Consider the following 16,177-nt stretch of genomic DNA (forward strand, 5'->3'; position numbering starts at 1 on the left):
GGGTTAGGATTCAGCCACTCAATGGCTCTCCCGCCCAACATGGACTGCTTGCATGCGTTTACGCCACATCGAAGTGATCCAGGCGCTGTTGCAGACCGGCCACCTCGGCACGGCGGCTGAATGGCTGCAATTACCGGTGGCAGAGGTGGAGGCGACGCTGCGCGATGCCGAGCTGCAGTTGGGTTTCATGCTGTTTGCCAGTGTGCGCGGGCGATTGCAGGCGACTCGCGAAGCCCTTGAGTTGCGCGACGGCATCACCCGCGTGTATGACACCCTCGAACCGGTGCAACGCCTGGCCAGCAGCCTGAAACACTATCAGGCGCCGCCCCTGCGCATCATTTGCACCCCACCGCTGGCCCAGCAGTTACTGCCTCAAAGTATCGCTGCCCTGCGTCGACGCCATCCGGACGCCCCTTGCACCCTGCTCAGCCAACCGACCCGAGACATTGTTCAGAGCCTTCTGCTGCGCGACAGTGACTTGGGCCTTAGTCTGCACGACCCCGAACACTCCGACATCCAGTGCCAGATGATCGCCCAGGGCAAACTGCAATTGCTGGCGCCCCACGGCTGGCTGCAACCGCGGCAAAAATACATTTCGGTTCAGGATCTGGCCGGCCAGTCGCTGGTGGGCCTGGATGGCCACGACCCGCTGAGCCCTGCGTTCGACCATAAGCTGGCGGCGCTACGCCCCGCGCCGGTCATCCAGATCCGCGTACAGACCCATCAGATGATGCGCGCCATGGTCGAGGCTGGTGAAGGGCTTGCCATCGTCGACCCCTTCACCGCTTCAGGTGCCAAGGACGGCGGGCTGGACGTATGCCCGGTATCGCCCGCCATTCCCATCTGCCTGTATGCGCTGAGTCTGAATGGCACGGCGGCCTCTCCCACCCTCCAGTCGCTGCTGGAACTGATTACGGAACAAGCCGAGGCGCTGTTGGGCCACTGATCGCCATGCCCAGCGGATCATCGAACAACCGGTACCAGAACAACGCCACCTCGGCGGTATGACGGTCAATGCCGCGGTAGCGCAGGTGATCGATCCCGCCCAGCACGTAACCGCAACGCTCATAGAGCCGGCAAGCGCCCAGGTTGTTGTTCTGGGTTTCGAGCATGATGCCCGGCAGTTTTTTCTTGCGGCTCCAGAAATGAGCGACATCCAGCAATGCCCTGGCCACACCGTGGCGACGGGCCGGGGCATGCACGGCAAGCTCATCGATGTGGGCAAAACCGTTCCAGTTGGTACTCACCACCAGATGTCCTACCGGTTGGTCATCGAGGTAAGCCATGAAGATCTCGCTGTCCGGAGCGTCCCGGAAACTGCTGAATTCCTCAGGATCGATGCCATAGCATTTACGATAAGGGGCAATGGGCGTCACTGGCCATTGGCTCACCGGCCGACCCACCTGCGCCGTCCCATAGGCGCTGACCTCGAAACTGAAGTCGCTGCCCCAGATGTAGGCGGCAAAGCCGTCATCGACGACACGCACCGACAGGCCGGGGTGCTTGGGATTCATGACCGGCTGCATACTGGGAAAAGTCCTCATTCCTTGAGACAACCAACGGCGCTCTGCCATCCATTGCCCTTGCCTCTCGAAACTTCATACATCAAGCGGGTATCCGTAGCCTGCCCGTTACCTCAGGTTAGAAGGTACTGGCGATTGTGGCGAGAAATGAATGAAGACTGCCCTTGTGGGAGCGAGCCTGCTCGCGATGGGATCTCCATGGTCCAACAGACAGACCGAGCCGCCTGCATCGCGAGCAGGCTCGCTCCCACAAAGGGTACGACCGTGGCGCAAGATCAGTTCGCCGCGGCCTGGGATTCGACCAGTTGCGTCCACAGTGCCGGAGCACCGGCAGATTTGGCGATAGCTTCCAGACGCGCGGCATGTTCGGCCAGGTCGTTTTCGCTGGCGCGAAGGATCCGGCCTGGCGTGCGGTCAGCGGGCAAACGACGGATTTCCGTTGCCTGGTTACCTGAACCCTCACCCGTGCCATTGCCATCGGAGGCGTTGCCGGCCAGGGACAGGCTGGTCTGGCCACCCGTCATGGTCAGGTAGACGTCGGCGAGAATCTCCGAGTCGAGCAAGGCGCCGTGCAGTTCACGACCGGAGTTGTCGACGCCGTAGCGCTTGCACAAGGCATCGAGGCTGTTGCGCTGCCCCGGGTGCCGTTCCCGAGCCATCATCAGGGTATCGAGGATGGTGCAGTGCCGGGTGATATCGGCCCGGTCGTGCTGCCCCATCAGGGCAAATTCGTTGTTGATGAAGCCAACGTCGAACGCCGCGTTATGGATGATCAGCTGCGCACCCTGGATGAACTCGAAGAACTCATCGGCCACTTCAGCGAAGCGCGGCTTGCCCACCAGGAACTCGTTGGTGATGCCGTGGACGCCGATGGCGCCTTCATCACTTTCGCGGTCCGGTTGCAGGTAAACATGGAAATGGCGACCGGTCAGGCGTCGGCCGATCAGCTCGACACAGCCGATTTCGATAATCCGGTGACCATCGGTCACCGGCATGCCGGTGGTTTCGGTATCCAGTACAACAGATCTGTTGGCCATCAGTGTTCAGCTCTCAACGGGCATGCTTGCAAAAGCGGCGATGTTAACACGCTCCGGTAACGAGGGGACTTACCTGAAACCTGGCTTATGGGAGCGAAGCTGTGGGAGCAAAGCTTGCTCGCGATGAAGATAATGCGGTCTTTCAGGAAAACCAGGGCGCCTGTGTCGCGAGCAAGCTTTGCTCCCACACAAGCCCACTCGCCACAGATCATCCTGTTCAGGCCCCGACACCACTCGTATCAGGCCTGCTTGAAACCCCGCACCTCATCCACCCCACGGTTGGCCAACTGGTCGGCCCGTTCGTTACCGTGATGGCCGATATGGCCGCGCACCCATTTCCAGGTAACGTTGTGACGGTTGACCTGCTCGTCGAGCAGTTTCCACAGATCGGCGTTCTTCACCGGCTCTTTCGCAGCGGTTTTCCAGCCACGCTTCTTCCAGTTGGCCATCCACTCATTGATGCCTTTCATCACATATTGCGAGTCGGTCACCAGCAATACGTCGCAAGGCCGCTTAAGCTCTTCCAGCCCCCGAATAGCGCCCATCAGCTCCATACGGTTGTTGGTGGTATTGGTTTCACCGCCCCAGAGTTCCTTCTCGACACCCTTGCATACCAGCAGCGCCCCCCAGCCACCCGGGCCGGGATTGCCCTTGCAGGCGCCGTCAGTGAAGAGTTCTACGCTATCGCTCATGCCAATCCATCCAGAAAAAAATGCAAAGGCCTGCCGGACGGGAACGACAATGCCCGCAACCGAAATGCCGCCAGACCATCAGAAAAGGGTTAAGGCTCGATGTGGCGACGATTGACCTTGGCCATCGGCAAGGGAATCAGCTTGCCCATCGGCTCGCGTCGCGCCTGACGAACCGGGCGCAGCCCGACTGCAATCTTGCGCGCCACCAATAAATAGAAGCCGCCGCCGGACAGTTGCCACTCACCGGCCTTGCGCTCCCAGCCGGCCAGACGGGCCTGCCACTTGGGCGACGCAAGCGGCGGACGATAGCATCCGAAGCGACGTTTCTCCAGCGCGAAGCCCAGCAGGTTGAGCCAGTCACCGACCCTTGACGCCGAGATGCAGCGAGCCTGACGCAAAGCATCGTGAGCGAACACGTGACGCAACCCCCAACTGCTCCAGGGATTGATGCCAATGATCAGCAGATGCCCGCCAGGACGGACGCTGCTGGCGGCTTCGCGCAGCAGCCCGTGCGGGGAGAGACAGAAATCCAGCCCGTGCTGCATCACCACCACATCGGCGGCATGCTCGCTCAACGGCCAGGCCTGCTCTTCGCAAACGATCTCCACGCCAGGCAATGGTGCCCCCAGGCGTACATTACGCTGAACCTGCGGCGCCGACGGCGGGGTCTGCGCCGAAGGCCCGTAGTGCACCAGATAGCCACCAAAGAACCGGCCCAGCTCGTCTTCGAGCATGCGCCGCTCCTCTTCCAGCAAAAATTGCCCGACAGGGCCGGACAGCCACTCACGAGCGGCGCTGATCAACGCAAGCCAGTCGGGATCAGCCTGAGCGAACGCTTCATCGGTCATTGCATTCTCCAACGCGTCAGGAAGTTCTAAGATGCGCCTTTGTTTTCTGCTTGGCGAATTCCGCGATGATACAGATCAGTGCCCTGCCCGCGTTCACCGATAACTACATCTGGTTGTTACAGGACCACGCCACTCAACGCTGCGCCGTCGTCGACCCCGGCGACGCCACGCCGGTGCAGGCCTGGCTCGACGCCCATCCAGGCTGGGTCCTGAGCGACATCCTGATCACCCACCATCATCACGACCATGTCGGCGGCGTCCAGGCACTGAAAAACGCGACACACGCCACCGTCTACGGCCCGGCCAGTGAAAACATCCCGGCGCGGGACGTGGCGCTGCAGGACAACGACCAGCTCAGCGTCCTCGGCTGGGACTTCGATGTCTACGCCGTACCCGGCCACACCCTGGGGCATATCGCGTATTACCATCATGGCTTGCTGTTCTGTGGCGACACCCTGTTTGCCGCCGGTTGTGGGCGACTCTTCGAAGGCACGCCTGCACAAATGCATCAGTCCCTCAGCCGCCTGGCCTCTCTGCCTGAGGATACGCTGGTCTACTGTACCCATGAATACACCCTCAGCAATCTTAGATTCGCCGCTGCGGTAGAGCCGGGCAACCCGGACGTTGCCGCGCGCCTGGAAAAAGTCAGCCAGCAACGCAACGCCGGCGTCATGACCCTGCCCTCGACCCTGGCACTTGAAAAGCTCACCAATCCGTTCCTGCGTACCGCTGAAACATCCGTTAAACAAAAAGCAGACGAACGGAACGGCCAGCGTAACCAGACGCCGAGTGAGGTTTTTGCGGCCTTGAGGACGTGGAAAGATAAGTTCTAAGGCCGCTGGCGTTTGATACAAAAATTCTGAAAGGTTGACCTGTTGGGGTGCGCTTCCTAGAATCGGCCGACATTTTTGCCCGGAACTTACTTCCAGCCAATGTCGTCATCTATACGTAAGTCCGTCCAGTCAGACACATTGACCCGCTTGGCTCAAGCTGTCGCAGTGGCTGTGTCCGCCACCCTGGCGGGCTGCCAGAGCACGAGCCAGGTGCCGCAGAGCGATGTGGCGCACACGCCGAACATCGCCGCTCGCGCCAAACAGAAGCCCATCTGGCTCACTGAAAAACCCGTCCCTCAAGTGCCTCAGGACGTCTGGGAGCGTATGCGCCAGGGCTTCCAGCTGCAGGAAACCGCCGGCGTCAACCCGCGTATCGAGCAGCAACGCCTGTGGTTCGCCAGCAATCCATCCTTTCTGGAAAACGCCGGCGAACGCGGCAGCCTGTACATTCATTACATCGTCGAACGCCTTGAAGAACGCAACATGCCCCTGGAGCTGGCGCTGCTGCCGGTGATCGAAAGCGCCTACAACCCCATGGCTTATTCCCGGGCCCATGCGGTGGGCCTGTGGCAGTTCATCCCGTCCACGGGGCGCTACTTCAACCTGCGCCAGACCCGCTTCTATGATGGGCGTCGCGACATCACGGCCTCTACCACGGCCGCGATGGATTACCTGACGCGCCTGCACGACATGTTCAACGGCGACTGGCTGTTGGCGCTGGCTGCCTACAACGCAGGCGAGGGAACGGTCAGCCGCGCCATCGAGCGCAACGAAAAACTTGGCCTGCCCACCGATTACTGGAACCTGCCGCTGCCCAGCGAAACCCAGGCCTATGTGCCGAAGTTGCTGGCATTGTCCCAGGTCGTGCTTTCTCCCGAGGCCTACGGCGTCAACCTCAACCCGATCGCCAACGAACCGTACTTCCAGGTCGTCGAGATCAACCAGCGCATGGACCTGTCCAAAGTCGCGGCGGTGGCTGACATCGACGAAGACGAGCTGTTCCAGCTCAACCCGGCTTTCAAGCAGCGCACCACCATCGATGGCCCGCAGCACCTGCTGGTGCCCACGTCCAAGGCCCAGTTGTTGACCGCCAGCCTGTCCACCATGCGTCCGGAAGAACTGATCAGCAAACGATCGCTCCAACCGGTTTTTGACTCAGCCGAAGAAAGCACGGTGGCGGGCGCCAAGCGCACCTATCGCGTCAAGCGTGGCGATAACCTGGGGCTGATCGCCAAGGCCAACAACGTTCAGATCAAAGACTTGCAACGCTGGAACAGATTGAGCGGCAACAAACTCAAGATCGGCCAGACCCTGGTCATGCAAGACACCCGCAAACGCGTCAACACGGTAGTCGCTGCCAGCAGCAAGAATAAAAAGAAACAAACCCAGTACAAGGTCAAGCAAGGCGACTCGCTGTACGTGGTCGCCAAACGCTTCAACGTGGAAATGCAGCACCTCAAGCGCTGGAATCCACGGGTAGGCAAGGCACTGAAGCCTGGGCAGATGCTGACGGTTTACTCTCCGCACTAAGCCTGACTGAAGAGAGGGCTGCTTCGCAGCCCAGCGGGAGCAAGCTCCCTCGCCACGGTTTCGGGTAATCCCTGAAGCTTTCGGCTCCCGCCTTTTTCCTGCCGATACAAGCTGTTACTGTACGGGCCATAAAGCCCAAGCCGCCTGGATCGGATCTCAGACTTGATACGTCCCCTCCTCCTGCTCCTGATCAGCCTGGCCTTGAGCTCTCCCGCCGGCGCAACCATTAGCGAAAGCCATGGTTATGCGCAGTTCGGCACGCTCAAGTACCCGGCCAGATTCACCCACTTCGACTGGGTCAACCCGCAAGCGCCCAAGGGCGGTATCTTGCGGGTCATGGCATTTGGCACCTTCGATACGCTCAATCCCTACACTTTCAAGGGCAGCAGCCCGGTTTCGACGCCCAACTTCTTGCAATACGGCATCAACGAGCTGAACGAGCCGCTGATGGTTGGCACCGGTCAGTATGCGCCGTCCGGCGACGAGCCGACGTCGAGCTATGGCCTGATCGCCCGGTCAGTGGAATACAGCGAAGACCGCAGTTGGGTGGTGTTCAACCTCAGACCCGAAGCCCGTTTTCACGACGGCGTGCCGATTACCGCCTATGACGTGGCGTTCTCCTACAGAACGCTGCTCAAGGAAGGTCATCCGCAGTACCGCACCAACCTTCAGGAAGTGCTACGGGTCGACATCCTCAACCCGCTGAAAATCCGCTTTGTGTTCAAGCGTACGGGCAACCCGCTGCTGATCCTGCGCCTGGGTGAGTTGCCGGTGCTGCCCCAGCATTACTGGAAAGACCGCGACTTCAAGGCCACCACCTTCGAACCGCCCTTGGGCAGCGGCCCTTACCGGATTACCAAAGTGCAGCCTGGTCGCCAGTTGGTGTTTGAGCGGGTCAAGAATTACTGGGGCAAGGACCTGCCGGTCAATCGCGGCAAGTACAACTATGACCGGATGGACGTGGAGTTCTACCGCGACAGTGAAGTGGCTTTCGAAGCCTTCAAGGCCGGGGAATTCGACATCTACATTGAACACCAGGCCAAAAACTGGGCCAACGGCTACCGGTTCCCGGCGGTCAATCGCGGCGAGGTGATCAAGGCGCAGATTGCTCACCAGATCCCGACCCAGACCCAGGGTCTGTTCATGAATACCCGGCGCAGCACGTTCGCCCAGGTCAAGGTTCGTGAAGCCCTGGGCCTGATGTTCGACTTCGAGTGGACCAACCGCACGCTCTTCAGCGGTGCCTACAAGCGCACCCTCAGCTACTACCCCAACAGTGAATTCTCCGCCAGCGGTCTTCCGGTGGGCCACGAATGGCTGCTGCTCAAGCCGTATCGGGAACAACTACCGCCCGCATTGTTCACCCAACCCTTCAGCCTGCCCCAGACCGACGGGCGGGGCATCCCCCGGGAAACCCTGCGCAAAGCCCTGGGATTGCTGAAGGAAGCCGGGTGGACCATCCACGGCCAGCGCCTGCTCAACGCCGACAGCCAGCCCCTGCGCTTCGAGATCCTGCTGGTGAACCCGAACCTGGAGCGCATCCTGCAGCCCTACGTGGAAAACCTCGCCAGCATCGGCATCCAGGCCCGCCTGCGTACGGTGGATCGCGCTCAATACAAGCAGCGTCTGGACCAGTTCGACTTCGACATGATCCTGCTGACTCTGGGGCAAACCCTCAGCCCGGGTCTTGAGCAATGGCAGTACTTCCATTCCAGCCAGGCGGGGGTCAAGGGCAGCAAGAACTACGCCGGCATCAACAACCCGGTGGTTGATCACCTGCTGGAAAAGCTCCTGTCTGCCCGCACCCGTGACGAACAGGTCGCCGCCGGCAAAGCCCTGGACCGTGTGCTGCTGTGGCAGCACTACTGCATCCCTAACTGGTATCTCAATTATCATCGCCTGGCCTACCGTAACCGGTTTGCCTTTGTCACTACGCCGCCCTACACCCTGGGTTTGAGCGCATGGTGGCTGAAATCTTCGGAGAAAGATCAATGAAGCCTTTACGCGCCCTGCTCCTGCAGGCCAGCGGCCTGTTGTTCGCCGGACTGGCCTGTGCCGCACCGCAGCACGCCTTGACCTTGTACAACGAGCCGCCGAAATACCCGGCCGACTTCAAGCATTTCGATTATGTGAACCCTGACGCCCCCAAGGGCGGGATTTTTCGTCAGGGCGGGTTTGGTGGCTTCGACAGCCTCAACCCTTTTATCAGCAAGGGCGTCCCCGCCGATGACATCGGCCTGATCTACGACACCCTGGCCAAACAAGGCCTGGACGAACCGTTCACCGAATATGGCCTGATCGCCGAAAAAATCGAGAAGGCCCCGGACAATGCCTGGGTGCGCTTCTACCTGCGGCCCGAAGCCCGCTTCAACGACGGCCATCCCGTACGCGCCGAGGACGTGGTATTCAGCTTCCAGACCTTGACCAAGGACGGCGCTCCGATGTTCCGCGGTTATTACAACGACGTGGCCGAAGTCATCGCCGAAGAACCGCTCAAGGTGCTGTTCAAGTTCAAGCACACCAATAACCGCGAATTGCCGCTGATCCTCGGCCAACTGCCGGTATTGCCCAAGCATTGGTGGGCCGGGCGCGAATTCAACAAGGGCAACCTGGAGATCCCCCTCGGCAGCGGCCCGTATAAGGTCGCCGAAGTGAAGGCTGGCCGCTCGATTCGCTATGAACGCGTGAAGGACTATTGGGGCAAGGACCTGCCGGTCAACCGCGGCTTCTACAACTTCGATGTGCTGACCACCGACTACTATCGCGACAACACCGTGGCGGTCGAGGCACTGAAGGCCGGGCAGTTCGATTTCTGGCTGGAAATGGCTGCCAAGAACTGGGCCAACGCCTACAACATCCCGGCCGTGACCGAAGGCCGGCTGATCAAGGAACAGATCCCCAACGGCAACCCCACCGGCATGCAGGGCTTTGTCTACAACCTGCGCCGCCCGGTCTTCCAGGACGTGCGGGTGCGCAAGGCCTTGAGCCTGCTGCTGGACTTCGAATGGACCAACAAACAACTGTTCCACGGTGCCTACGCCCGCACCCGCAGTTATTTCGAAAACTCGGAGATGGCCGCCACCGGCCTGCCCGGCGAAGACGAGCTGAAGATCCTCGAGCCGTTGCGTGGCAAGATCCCCGAGCAGGTGTTCACCCAGGCCTTCCAGCCTTCGGTATGCGACGGCAGCGGCATGATTCGTGACCAGCAGCGCAAGGCCTATCAATTGCTGCAAGAGGCCGGCTGGCGCATCGTCGACGACAAGATGGTCGATGCCCAGGGCAAACCCGTGGTGCTGGAGTTCCTGCTGGCCCAGACCGAATTCGAGCGGGTGCTGCTGCCGTTCAAGCGTAACCTCAGTGACCTGGGCATCGAACTGGTGATCCGCCGGGTCGACGTGTCCCAATACATCAATCGCGTGCGCTCGCGGGATTTCGACCTGATCGTGGGCAGCTTCCCGCAGTCCAGCTCGCCGGGTAACGAACAGCGCGAGTTCTGGATGTCGGCCGCCGCCGATAATCCCGGCAGCCGCAACACCATGGGCCTGAAGGACCCCGCCGTCGACCAACTGGTGGAGCAACTGATCAACGCCGACTCACGCAAGAGCCTGGTGGCCCACGCCCGGGCGCTGGACCGGGTGTTGCAATGGGGCTACTACGTGATCCCCAACTGGCACATCAAGACCTGGCGCGTAGCCTACTGGAACCACATCGGCCATCCAAAAATCACCCCGACCTACGACATCGGCACCACCACATGGTGGGTCAAGCCAGACGTCAAGCCTTCCATCGAGGTGGAAAAACAGGTCATCGAGCAAAAAATCGTCGCCCCGGCGAGTGTGGAGTAACCGATGCTGGCTTATATCTTTCGGCGTCTATTGCTCATCATCCCGACCCTGTTTGGCATCCTGCTGATCAACTTCGTGATCATCCAGGCCGCGCCCGGCGGGCCGGTGGAGCAGATGATCGCCAAACTCGAAGGTTTCGAAGGCGCCACCAGCCGCATTGCCGGTGGCGGTGCCGAAGTGTCGGTGGCCGGCTCCGCCTATCGCGGCGCTCAGGGGCTGGACCCGGCGCTGGTCAAGGAAATCGAGCGCATGTACGGCTTCGACAAGTCGGCGCCGGAACGCCTGTGGATCATGATCAAGAATTACGCTCGCCTGGATTTCGGTGACAGTTTTTTCCGAGACGCCAAGGTCATCGACCTGATCAAGGAAAAAATGCCGGTCTCCATCTCGCTAGGGCTGTGGAGTACGCTGATCATGTACCTGGTGTCGATCCCGCTGGGGATCGCCAAGGCGACGCGGCATGGCAGTCATTTCGACGTCTGGACGAGTTCGGCGATCATCGTCGGCTATGCCATCCCGGCGTTCCTGTTCGCCATCCTGCTGATCGTGGTGTTTGCCGGCGGCAGCTATTTCAACTGGTTCCCGCTACGGGGGCTGACGTCCAACGATTTCGACGAACTGAGCATGGGCGGCAAGATCCTCGACTATTTCTGGCACCTGGCCTTGCCCGTGACGGCCCTGGTGATCGGCAACTTTGCCACCATGACCCTGCTGACCAAGAACAGCTTCCTCGATGAAATCAACAAGCAATACGTGGTCACCGCCAAGGCCAAGGGCCTGACCCGCAATCGGGTGCTCTATGGTCATGTGTTCCGCAACGCCATGCTGCTGGTGATTGCCGGCTTCCCTTCGGCGTTCATCGGAATCTTCTTCACCGGCTCGTTGCTGGTAGAGGTTATTTTTTCCCTTGATGGCCTCGGTTTGATGAGTTTCGAGGCGGCAATCAACCGTGACTACCCGGTGGTCTTCGGCACCCTGTTCATCTTCACCCTGCTGGGGCTGGTGGTGAAACTGATCGGTGACCTGACCTACACCTTTGTCGATCCACGCATCGACTTCGAAAGCCGGGAGCATTGAGATGAACCTGTCCCCCCTCAATCGCCGCCGTTTCGAACTGTTCAAGGCCAACAAGCGTGGCTGGTGGTCGCTGTGGCTGTTCCTGATCCTGTTCGGGCTCAGCCTGGGCGCCGAGTTGATCGCCAATGACAAGCCGCTGGTGGTGCACTACGACGACGGCTGGTACTTCCCGGCACTCAAGCGCTACCCGGAAACCACGTTCGGCGGCGAATTTCCGCTGGAAGCCAACTACAAGAGCCCGTACATCCGCGAACTGCTGGCCGCCAAGGACGCGTGGGTGCTGTGGGCACCGATCCCGTTCAGCTACCAGAGCATCAATTACGACCTGAAGGTCCCCGCCCCGGCACCGCCCTCCTCGGTCAACTGGCTGGGCACCGACGACCAGGGCCGTGATGTGCTGGCCCGGGTGATCTATGGTTTCCGTGTTTCGGTGCTGTTCGCTCTGACACTGACCCTCCTCAGCTCGATCATCGGCGTGATCGCCGGCGCCTTGCAGGGCTTTTACGGCGGATGGGTCGACCTGGCCGGACAGCGTTTCCTGGAGATCTGGTCGGGGCTACCGGTGCTTTACCTGTTGATCATCCTGGCCAGCTTCGTGCAGCCGAACTTCTGGTGGTTGCTGGGCATCATGCTGCTGTTCTCCTGGATGAGCCTGGTGGACGTGGTCCGCGCCGAGTTCCTGCGCGGGCGCAACCTGGAATACGTGCGTGCCGCGCGGGCATTAGGCATGCAGAACGGCGCGATCATGTTCCGCCACATCCTGCCCAACGCCATGGTCTCGACCATGACGTTCATGCCGTTCATTCTCACCGGGGCCATCGGCACCCTCACGGCCCTGGATTTCCTCGGGTTTGGCTTGCCTCCGGGCGCTCCGTCCCTGGGTGAACTGGTGGCCCAAGGCAAATCCAACCTGCAGGCGCCTTGGCTGGGCATCAGCGCGTTCGCCGTGCTGGCGATCATGCTGAGCCTGCTGGTGTTCATCGGCGAGTCCGCTCGCGATGCCTTCGATCCGAGGAAGTGAAATGAATCAGGACAATCTGATCGAAGTGCGCGACTTGGCCGTGGAGTTCATCGTCGGCGAACGTCGCCAACGGGTGGTCGAAGGCGTCAGTTTTGACATCAAGCGTGGCGAAACCATGGCCCTGGTCGGCGAAAGCGGCTCAGGCAAGTCGGTGACCGCCCACTCGATCCTGCGGTTGCTGCCCTACCCGCTGGCCCACCATCCAAGCGGGACCATCCAGTACGCCGGCCAGGATTTGCTCGGGTTGAAAGAAAAGACTATCCGCCACATCCGGGGTAACCGGATCGCGATGATCTTTCAGGAGCCGATGACGTCCCTCAATCCGCTGCATTGCATCGAGAAGCAGATCAATGAAGTGCTGGGCATTCACAAGGGGCTGTCCGGTAAGGTCGCTACCCGTCGCACCTTGGAGTTGCTGGAACTGGTGGGCATCCCCGAGCCGCACAAGCGCCTCAAGGCCCTGCCCCACGAACTGTCCGGTGGCCAGCGCCAGCGAGTGATGATCGCCATGGCCCTGGCCAACGAACCAGAGCTGCTGATTGCCGACGAACCGACCACGGCACTGGACGTCACCGTCCAGCTGAAAATCCTCGAATTACTCAAGGATTTGCAGGCGCGGCTGGGCATGTCGCTGCTGTTGATCAGCCACGATTTGAACCTGGTGCGAAGAATTGCTCATCGCGTATGTGTCATGCAGCGCGGTTGCATCGTCGAACAGGCATCGTGCGAAGAGCTGTTCCGCGCGCCGCAGCATCCGTACACTCGGGAACTGCTGGCCGCCGAACCCAGCGGCAATCCGGCGACCAACGTGGTCGGCCCGCCGCTGTTGCAGGTCGAGGACCTGAAAGTCTGGTTCCCGATCAAGAAAGGCCTGTTCAAACGCACGGTGGACTACATCAAGGCCGTGGACGGTATCCGCTTCAGCCTGCCCCAGGGCCAGACCCTGGGTATCGTTGGCGAAAGCGGCTCCGGCAAGTCCACCCTGGGGCTGGCGATCTTGCGGTTGATCGGCAGCCAGGGGGGGATCCGCTTTGAAGGCAAGCAGCTGGACTGCCTGTCGCAGCAACAGGTCCGGCCACTGCGCCGGGAGATGCAAGTGGTGTTTCAGGACCCGTTCGGCAGCCTGAGCCCACGGATGTGTGTAAGCCAGATCGTCGGCGAAGGCCTGCGGATCCACAAGATCGGCACCGCAGCCGAGCAGGAACAAGCGATAATCGCGGCATTGAAGGAGGTAGGCCTGGATCCGGAGACCCGGAACCGCTACCCCCATGAATTTTCCGGAGGGCAGCGGCAGCGTATCGCCATTGCCCGGGCCCTGGTGCTCAAGCCGGCGTTGATTCTGCTGGATGAACCGACGTCGGCCCTGGACCGTACCGTGCAACGCCAGGTGGTGGAGCTGTTGCGGTCGCTGCAAACCAAGTACAACCTGACGTACCTGTTTATCAGCCATGACCTGGCTGTCGTCAAAGCGCTGAGCCACCAGTTGATGGTGGTCAAGCATGGCCAAGTGGTCGAACAAGGTGATGCCCGCAGCATATTCGCCGCGCCGCAACACCCCTATACACAGCAGTTGCTGGAGGCCGCTTTCCTGGCCCCAACAACTGCCGAATAACCTGAAAGAGGAGCAACACATGGGTTTTCTCGCCGGTAAGCGCGTACTGATCGTCGGTGTCGCCAGCAAGCTGTCCATCGCATCCGGCATCGCCGCCGCCATGCATCGCGAGGGCGCTGAGCTTGCCTTCACTTATCAGAACGACAAACTCAAGGGTCGCGTCGAAGAGTTCGCACAAGGCTGGGGTTCGAGCCCTGAGCTGTGCTTCCCGTGCGACGTGGCCAGCGATGAAGAAATCGCCAAGGTTTTCGAAGAACTGAGCAAGAAGTGGGACGGCCTGGACTGCATCGTGCACTCCGTGGGCTTCGCCCCGGGCGATCAACTGGACGGCGACTTCACCGAAGCCACCACCCGCGAAGGCTTCCGCATTGCCCACGACATCAGCGCCTACAGCTTCGTGGCCCTGGCCAAAGCCGGTCGTGAAATGATGAAAGGCCGCAACGGCAGCTTGCTGACCCTGTCGTACCTTGGCGCCGAGCGCACCATGCCGAACTACAACGTGATGGGTATGGCCAAGGCTTCCCTGGAAGCAGGCGTGCGTTACCTGGCCGGCTCCCTGGGCCCGGATGGCACCCGCGTCAACTGCGTATCGGCCGGTCCAATCCGTACCCTCGCCGCTTCCGGCATCAAGAACTTCCGCAAAATGCTGGCCGCCAACGAAGCGCAGACCCCGCTGCGTCGCAACGTCACCATCGAGGAAGTCGGCAACGCCGGCGCCTTCCTGTGCTCGGACCTGGCCTCGGGCATCAGCGGTGAAATCATGTACGTGGACGGCGGCTTCAACACCACCGCCATGGGTAACATCGAAGAGTAATCTTCACGTCTCATCCGCTGCGTAAAAACGCCGCTTGTCCTGAAAAGGGACAAGCGGCGTTTTTTATTCCGCTCTGGTCATGGCGGCGGGTCAGCTTGCATTCGGGTTGAATGGGCCACCGCTATCGCGAGCAGGCTCGCTCCCACATTTTCCGAGTTGCTCATAGACTTCGGGCAAACCACAAATCCCCTGTGGGAGCGAGCCTGCTCGCGATGACGATGGACCTGCACACATAAGGGCTTGATGTGACGCCGTCAGCGCGAGCCAGCCTGTTTTTGAATGTACATCGCCTCATCAGCATCCGCCAAAAGGCTGTCGATGGACTGATGACGCTTCGGGTCATAGTCGATCTGGCCCACGCTGAAACGGATGTCATAGCCACGCTGCAACATCGCATTGCGCTCATCAAGGATTTCCCTGAGTCGCGCCATGATCGCCGAGGTTTCGACATGGGCAGAGCCGGTGAGCAGCGCCACGAACTCATCGCCACCCAAACGACCGATCACATCACTTTCGCGAAAGGCGATGCGTAGCACGTCGGCAAACGTTTTTAGTGCCGTATCGCCCTCGGCGTGTCCGAAGCGGTCGTTGATGAGCTTGAAGTCGTTGAGGTCGAAGAACAGCAGTGTTGCCGGACGCGACAGGCGCTCGCAAACGCTCAGCGCATGCTGGGCCAACGTCATGAAACCACGTCGATTGGACAGCAAAGTCAGTTCGTCCATGCTCGCCATCTGCACAGCAATCATTTCCTGCTCGGCCATGCTGGCCAAGTCGCGCAGCAGTTCGCGCTCTTCGTCATTGAGCTTGCGCGGCTTGGTGTCCAGCAAGCACAGGGTTCCAAGCTTGCTGCCGTCATCCAGTGCCAACGGCTGCCCGGCGTAGAAACGAATGCCGGGTTTATCGGTGACAAACGGGTTGTCGCGAAACCGCTCGTCCTGCTCCGCGTCGCAAACCTCCAGAATCTGATCCTGCAAAATGGCGTGTGCACAAAATGAAACGTCGCGTCCGGACTCACTGGCGTCCAGGCCCGCGTTGGACTTGAACCACTGACGGTTGGCATCCACCAGCGACACCAGCGCAATGGGCACATCGAACAAACGCCGGGCAAGGCGAGTCAGGCGGTCGAAGCGCTCCTCGGGCGCAGTGTCGAGCAATTTGAGCGAGTGCAAATTCTTGAGGCGAACGGCTTCGTTATCCGGTTTACCAGGCGCAAGCATCGGAAACTCCATAGAGAGGGCTTGTTGAAGTCTAGCCCAGGCCCTCTCCTCTTCAAACCGAACGGCCAAATCAGACAGGCATTTCTCGACGGGGCCGAATACACTGCGACACAGGTTCAAGACGAGGA

At 60.5% G+C, this 16,177-nt stretch carries 14 protein-coding genes; 9 read left to right on the forward strand and 5 right to left on the reverse strand.

What is annotated here, in order from left to right; translation table 11 throughout:
* Nucleotides 1–52: 52 nt before the first annotated feature.
* Complete coding sequence (locus QOM08_RS14935) at nt 53–946, forward strand: LysR substrate-binding domain-containing protein (RefSeq protein WP_076384427.1); 894 nt, start codon at nt 53–55, stop codon at nt 944–946.
* On the opposite strand, the gene QOM08_RS14940 is transcribed toward QOM08_RS14935, so the two are convergent.
* The 4 genes from QOM08_RS14940 to QOM08_RS14955 form a co-directional block, all read right to left on the reverse strand.
* Nucleotides 912–1,526, reverse strand: a complete 615-nt coding sequence (locus QOM08_RS14940; RefSeq protein WP_047225768.1) for a GNAT family N-acetyltransferase — start codon at nt 1,524–1,526, stop codon at nt 912–914. The two genes, QOM08_RS14935 and QOM08_RS14940, sit on opposite strands and share 35 nt — an antisense overlap.
* Nucleotides 1,527–1,798: 272 nt before the next feature.
* A complete protein-coding gene (dnaQ, locus tag QOM08_RS14945) occupies nt 1,799–2,560 on the reverse strand; it encodes a DNA polymerase III subunit epsilon (protein WP_047225767.1) in 762 nt (253 codons plus the stop codon).
* Between the two features lie 239 nt (nt 2,561–2,799).
* Entirely contained in the window at nt 2,800–3,252 is a 453-nt protein-coding gene (gene rnhA, locus QOM08_RS14950) for a ribonuclease HI (RefSeq protein WP_047225766.1), read from the reverse strand.
* 89 nt (nt 3,253–3,341) lie between these two features.
* Nucleotides 3,342–4,100, reverse strand: a complete 759-nt coding sequence (locus QOM08_RS14955) for a class I SAM-dependent methyltransferase (RefSeq protein ID WP_047225765.1) — start codon at nt 4,098–4,100, stop codon at nt 3,342–3,344.
* A 65-nt stretch (nt 4,101–4,165) separates the two neighbouring features.
* On the opposite strand from QOM08_RS14955, the gene gloB reads away from it, so the two are divergent.
* The 8 genes from gloB to fabI all read left to right on the forward strand — a co-directional run bounded on the left by gloB (nt 4,166) and on the right by fabI (nt 14,832).
* Entirely contained in the window at nt 4,166–4,933 is a 768-nt protein-coding gene (gene gloB, locus QOM08_RS14960; protein WP_188250800.1) for a hydroxyacylglutathione hydrolase, read from the forward strand.
* Between the two features lie 99 nt (nt 4,934–5,032).
* Nucleotides 5,033–6,463: a transglycosylase SLT domain-containing protein gene (locus QOM08_RS14965; protein ID WP_076384421.1), complete on the forward strand. Its 1,431-nt coding sequence runs from the start codon at nt 5,033–5,035 to the stop codon at nt 6,461–6,463.
* A 162-nt stretch (nt 6,464–6,625) separates the two neighbouring features.
* A complete protein-coding gene (locus tag QOM08_RS14970) occupies nt 6,626–8,458 on the forward strand; it encodes an extracellular solute-binding protein (protein ID WP_047225762.1) in 1,833 nt (610 codons plus the stop codon).
* Nucleotides 8,455–10,308, forward strand: coding sequence for an extracellular solute-binding protein (locus QOM08_RS14975; RefSeq protein ID WP_107322355.1), 1,854 nt, complete (start codon nt 8,455–8,457; stop codon nt 10,306–10,308). The genes QOM08_RS14970 and QOM08_RS14975 overlap by 4 nt, the downstream gene beginning before the upstream one ends.
* Before the next feature lie 3 nt (nt 10,309–10,311).
* Complete coding sequence (locus tag QOM08_RS14980; protein WP_047225760.1) at nt 10,312–11,385, forward strand: microcin C ABC transporter permease YejB; 1,074 nt, start codon at nt 10,312–10,314, stop codon at nt 11,383–11,385.
* A gap of 1 nt (nt 11,386) precedes the next feature.
* On the forward strand, nt 11,387–12,406 hold the full coding sequence (locus QOM08_RS14985) for an ABC transporter permease (protein WP_047225759.1): 1,020 nt from the start codon (nt 11,387–11,389) through the stop codon (nt 12,404–12,406).
* A gap of 1 nt (nt 12,407) precedes the next feature.
* Nucleotides 12,408–14,018: an ABC transporter ATP-binding protein gene (locus tag QOM08_RS14990; RefSeq protein ID WP_076384417.1), complete on the forward strand. Its 1,611-nt coding sequence runs from the start codon at nt 12,408–12,410 to the stop codon at nt 14,016–14,018.
* Nucleotides 14,019–14,037: 19 nt separating this feature from the next.
* A complete protein-coding gene (gene fabI / locus QOM08_RS14995; protein ID WP_003202751.1) occupies nt 14,038–14,832 on the forward strand; it encodes an enoyl-ACP reductase FabI in 795 nt (264 codons plus the stop codon).
* A 254-nt stretch (nt 14,833–15,086) separates the two neighbouring features.
* Here the strand turns inward: fabI and QOM08_RS15000 are convergent, their stop codons facing one another.
* Entirely contained in the window at nt 15,087–16,049 is a 963-nt protein-coding gene (locus tag QOM08_RS15000) for a sensor domain-containing diguanylate cyclase (protein WP_188250799.1), read from the reverse strand.
* Nucleotides 16,050–16,177: the final 128 nt, after the last annotated feature.

It is taken from the genome of Pseudomonas sp. P105, assembly GCF_032614175.1.
Taxonomy (GTDB): domain Bacteria; phylum Pseudomonadota; class Gammaproteobacteria; order Pseudomonadales; family Pseudomonadaceae; genus Aquipseudomonas; species Aquipseudomonas rhizophila.